Here is a 4,793-nt window from a genome sequence, read left to right as displayed (position 1 = left end):
ATCGCCCCCAGCAGCAGCGGCTCGCGGATCGGCTTGATCATCTGGTTGCCGTGGATACCAATCACCCAGAAAAGCTGTGCAACGAACATCAGCAGCAGGATCCCAGGCAGACTTTGCACCACCCGCTCCAGCGGCTGTTGCACCACCTGATACACCGCGTCGTAGAGATACATCCCGGTGATCTGATGAAACACAAACCCCAGCGTGGCAATGGCAGTGGTGGTAATAATCGCCGGGATCAGCGCGGAGAACGACGCGGCCACGTTAGGCGGCACGGTGTCCGGCATTCGGATCTTCAGCCCCGGGCGGTTCTCCAGCCAGCAGTAGATTTCAACGGACAGAATGGCGATAAACATGCCGAGGAACAGGCTGCGGGTATCTGAGAACTGGCGCAGCAGCACGTCTTTCACCACGTGCATTTCGCCATCCACCAGCATCTCCACGGTGGTGGGCGTCACGCAAATAAAGCAGATCACCGCCAGCAGCCCCGGGAAAAGGGATTTGATACCGTTGATGCGCCCCAGCTCAATGCCAATCAGGAATACCGCGCCAATGTTGAGGAAGTTCAGCGTGGCGTAATTCAGCGCACTGGTGATCGGCTTTAGCGCGGCGAGGAACGACAGCGACGAGAAGCTCGCCAGGCCGTTTTTCGGATCCAGCACCATATTGGAGATCAGCACAGAGAACGCCCCAACGATGATGACCGGCATTAAGGTAATGAAGGCTGACTTGATCGCCATGATATAGCGATAACTGTTGAATTTAGTGGCGAAACTGCCCAGAGCGTCGATCAGTTTTTCCTGCAATGCCATAGGGTATTACCTCAGTAAAAGGGCTTTTATTGAATAAGGTGTACAGCCGGATACTATTGGCATACCAAAAATAGCTTTATGAGGGTAATGGTTCTGTGATTAAGCTCTCAACACCACCATAGGTATTCCAGATCGTCATTTATGACCAATTTGGTATACCAATTGCAGCAATTTCTTCGGTTATGTTGGATCGTTACTGAAAAGCGTGATCGTGATGGGCGTTTTGCCCTTCCCGCGTCGCTTATGCGCCGGATGGTCTGTGTTAAACTGCAGATCGTTACGTGGAATCAGGAATGTCTAATGGCAACAATGCTGGATGTCTCACTGCGCGCAGGTGTATCAAAAGCCACGGTATCGCGCGTGCTGAACGGCACAGGTCAGGTCAAAGAGAGCACGCGTCAGCAGGTGTTCGCGGCAATGGAAGAGCTGGGGTATCGCCCGAATTTTCTCGCGCGTTCGCTGGCTAACCAGACCAGCAACAGCATTGGTCTGGTGGTCTCGACCTTCGATGGCTTTTACTTTGGCCGCCTCCTTCAGCAGGCCTCCCGGCAGACCGAAACGCACGGGAAGCAGCTGATCGTCACCGATGGTCATGACGCGCCGGAACAGGAAGAACAGGCGGTACAGATGCTGGCCGATCGCAAGTGTGACGCCATTGTGCTCTACACGCGGTACATGAGCGAAAAAGCGATCATGAAGTTGATCCACTCCGTGCAAACCCCGCTGGTGGTCATCAACCGGGAAGTCAGCCAGGCTCCCGATCGCTGCGTCTTCTTCGAACAGCAGGATGCCGCCTTTAAGGCCGTGGATTACCTGATAAACCAGGGCCACCGGGAGATCGCCTGTATTACCGTCCCTATCCACACCCCTACCGGTAAAGCCCGCCTGATGGGCTACCGTAAGGCGCTGGAAAAGCACGGCATTCGTCTGGATGAGCGGCGGATTAAGTACGGCGATGCGGGCATGACGCGGGGGTATGAACTATGCAGGGAGTTGATTGCTGACGGTGTGCCGTTTAGCGCCCTGTTTGCCTGTAACGATGATATGGCGCTGGGAGCCTCCAAAGCCTTGCACCAGGCAGGGCTGAAGATCCCGCAGGATATTTCACTGTTTGGCTTTGACGATGCGCCCAGCGCAAAATGGCTGGAGCCTGCGCTCTCATCGGTCTATCTGCCGATAGATAATATGATTGTCACGGCCATCGACCAGGCGATCCGGCTGGCAAAAAACCAGCCGGTAGAAGCGATCCCGCCGTTTACCGGTACGCTGGTACTACGCGACTCGGTAACCACGGGGCCATATTTTACTCAGACGAGTTCCAGCGCCAGCAGCTCCTGAATGGTCTGGCGGCGACGGATCAGCCGCGCCTTGCCGTTATCAAACAGCACTTCCGGCAGCAGCGGGCGGCTATTGTAGTTAGAAGACATCGACGCCCCATAAGCGCCGGTATCGTGCAGCACCAGATAATCCCCGGGTTTCACCTCCGGCAGCGCGCGAGTTTCAACTTTACCCCCTTCCTGCTGGGTAAAGACATCGCCCGATTCACACAGCGGGCCTGCGACAACCGTATCAATACGTGGGGCGTCGGTTAAATCGCGGCCATCGGCGGCGAGCGCTGAAATATGGTGGTAGCTGCCATACATGGACGGACGCATCAGGTCATTAAAGCCCGCATCAATCAGTACGAAGTGGCGCGATCCCATCTCTTTCACGCTACGCACCTGAGCAACCAGCACGCCAGATTCCGCCACCAGGAAACGACCCGGTTCAATTTCGAGCTTCACCGGATGCCCCACATGCGCGGCAACTTTGTCGCGTGCAGCGCTCCACAGGCCGTAATAGTGATCGGTATCGATCGCCTCTTCCCCTTCACGATAAGGAATCGAGAGGCCACCACCGGCGGAGATCGCCTCCAGATCCTGCCCAAAGTCGATAACCTGACGCACCATCGCGCCGCACACCTGTTCCAGGTGACCGTAATCCACGCCCGAACCAATGTGCATATGAATGCCCACCAGCTTCAGGTTGTAACGCTGTAATACCTCAAGGGCGGCGGGCATATCGGCATACCAGATGCCGTGTTTACTGTTTTCACCGCCAGTGTTGGTTTTCTGGCTGTGACCATGGCCAAAACCGGGGTTCACACGTAGCCAGACGCGGTGGCCGGGAGAAACCTGTCCAAGCTGTTCCAGCATATCCACAGACCCGGCATTAACCGGGATCTGCAGTTCATGCACGCGGGCAAGCGTCGCGTCGTCGATCAGATCCGCAGTAAAGACAATTGCGTCAGGATCGGTTTTTGGATCGTAACCAGCCGCCAGCGCGCGCTCGATTTCACCCAGCGACACGGAGTCAACCTTCACGCCCTGCTCGCGCATCAGGCGCAGGATATGGATATTGGAGCACGCCTTCTGGGCAAAACGCACCACGTCAAACTGATGCAGCGCAGCAATCTTCTCGCGAACGATTTGCGCATCGTAGACCCATACCGGGCAGCCAAACTCGGCAGGCAGGCGCAGCAGGTTGTCGGCATTTAAATCGGTGTCAGTCTGGTTAAGCGGGCGTGGCATGGTCTTCTCCGGGTGGTCATCTTTTTTATGATTACGCCACAGCAGAAAGAGAATAAAAAATATCGTTTTATCGCGAGTCTATGCAAAAATGATATGGACAGTCCTTCGCTTCCAGGTGCCCTATGCCCGCCGCCAACCTACGCCATATTGAGATTTTTCACGCCGTGATGACCGCCGGCAACCTCACCGAAGCCGCGCAGATGCTGCACACCTCGCAGCCTACGGTAAGCCGCGAGCTGGCACGGTTCGAGAAAGTTCTGGGACTGAAACTGTTTGAACGCACCCGGGGCCGGCTGCACCCAACGGTACAAGGGCTGCGTCTGTTCGAGGAAGTGCAGCGCTCGTGGTATGGGCTGGACAGAATTGTCAGTGCGGCGGAAAGCCTGCGCGAGTTTCGTCAGGGCGAACTGTCGATTGTCTGCCTGCCCGTCTTTTCACAATCCTTTTTACCGACGCTGCTGCAGCCTTTTCTGGCCCGCTATCCGGAGGTCAGTCTCACTATCGTGCCGCAGGAATCTCCGCTGCTGGAAGAGTGGCTTTCAGCGCAGCGTCACGACCTGGGGTTAACCGAAACCCTCACCACCCCTGCAGGTACGGAGCGCACGGAACTGCTCACGCTGGATGAGGTTTGCGTGCTTCCTGCCGGGCACCGGCTTGCCAGTAAAGCAATGCTGACCCCCGCTGATTTCCACGGGGAAAATTACATTAGCCTGTCGCAGACCGACAGCTATCGACAGCTGCTGGACACGCTGTTTGCCGAACATCAGGTAAAACGCCGGATGGTGGTGGAAACGCACAGCGCGGCCTCAATATGCGCGATGGTACGTGCCGGGGTAGGCGTAGCCGTGGTTAACCCGCTTACAGCGCTGGACTACGCCGGGAGCGAGATTGTGATTCGCCCGTTTAGCCTCTCCGTCCCGTTTACCGTCAGCCTGATCCGCCCCCTGCATCGCCCGGCGTCGGCACTGGTAGATGCCTTTACCGGGCATTTGATTGAGCATGCGCGTCAGCTGGCGCTTCGCTTACCTGCTCTGCAAAATCCGTTATGACAGCATAAACTCCACCGCATCGGCAGCGTGAATGGCGGCAGTGTCGAATACCGGGATCGGGCTTCGCTCAGCCGGTACCAGCAGGCCGATCTCAGTACAGCCGAAGATCACCCCTTCAACCCCCTGCCGGGCAAGTTGTTCAATCACGCTGACGTAATACGCCCGGGAAGATTCACTGAAGGTGCCGAGGCAAAGCTCATCAAAAATAATCTGATTAATGCGCGCCCGGTCGGTGTCATCCGGGATCAGGCTTTCGATACCAAACTCACTGCTCAACCGGCCACGGTAAAAATCCTGCTCCATGGTATAGCGCGTTCCCAGCAGCGCCACGCGACGCATCCCCGCCGCGCCAATCGCGCGAC

At 56.6% G+C, this 4,793-nt stretch carries 5 protein-coding genes; 2 read left to right on the top strand and 3 right to left on the bottom strand.

Annotated elements, in window-relative coordinates:
* Nucleotides 1-812 (bottom strand): PTS transporter subunit EIIC (locus AK59_RS0122765; RefSeq protein WP_029883891.1); only part of this gene is annotated, 812 nt, incomplete at its 3' end.
* Between the two features lie 300 nt (nucleotides 813-1,112).
* Between AK59_RS0122765 and AK59_RS0122760 the strand changes: the two genes are divergently transcribed.
* Nucleotides 1,113-2,150, top strand: a complete 1,038-nt coding sequence (locus tag AK59_RS0122760) for a LacI family DNA-binding transcriptional regulator (protein ID WP_023620433.1) — start codon at nucleotides 1,113-1,115, stop codon at nucleotides 2,148-2,150.
* On the opposite strand, the gene lysA is transcribed toward AK59_RS0122760, so the two are convergent.
* Nucleotides 2,120-3,382 (bottom strand): diaminopimelate decarboxylase, encoded by a 1,263-nt coding sequence (gene lysA, locus AK59_RS0122755; RefSeq protein ID WP_029883890.1) that lies wholly within the window; start codon nucleotides 3,380-3,382, stop codon nucleotides 2,120-2,122. The two genes, AK59_RS0122760 and lysA, sit on opposite strands and share 31 nt — an antisense overlap.
* Nucleotides 3,383-3,504: 122 nt before the next feature.
* On the opposite strand from lysA, the gene AK59_RS0122750 reads away from it, so the two are divergent.
* Nucleotides 3,505-4,431, top strand: a complete 927-nt coding sequence (locus tag AK59_RS0122750; RefSeq protein ID WP_029883889.1) for a LysR family transcriptional regulator — start codon at nucleotides 3,505-3,507, stop codon at nucleotides 4,429-4,431.
* On the opposite strand, the gene AK59_RS0122745 is transcribed toward AK59_RS0122750, so the two are convergent.
* The coding region (locus AK59_RS0122745) for an amino acid racemase (RefSeq protein WP_029883888.1) at nucleotides 4,426-4,793 on the bottom strand (368 nt) is incomplete at its 5' end. The two genes, AK59_RS0122750 and AK59_RS0122745, sit on opposite strands and share 6 nt — an antisense overlap.

It is taken from the genome of Enterobacter sp. T1-1 (assembly GCF_000710795.1).
GTDB classification, from domain to species: Bacteria; Pseudomonadota; Gammaproteobacteria; order Enterobacterales; family Enterobacteriaceae; genus Enterobacter; species Enterobacter cloacae.
Note: the sequence above shows the minus strand (reverse complement) of the source record. Positions and strands in the feature narration are given on the sequence as shown.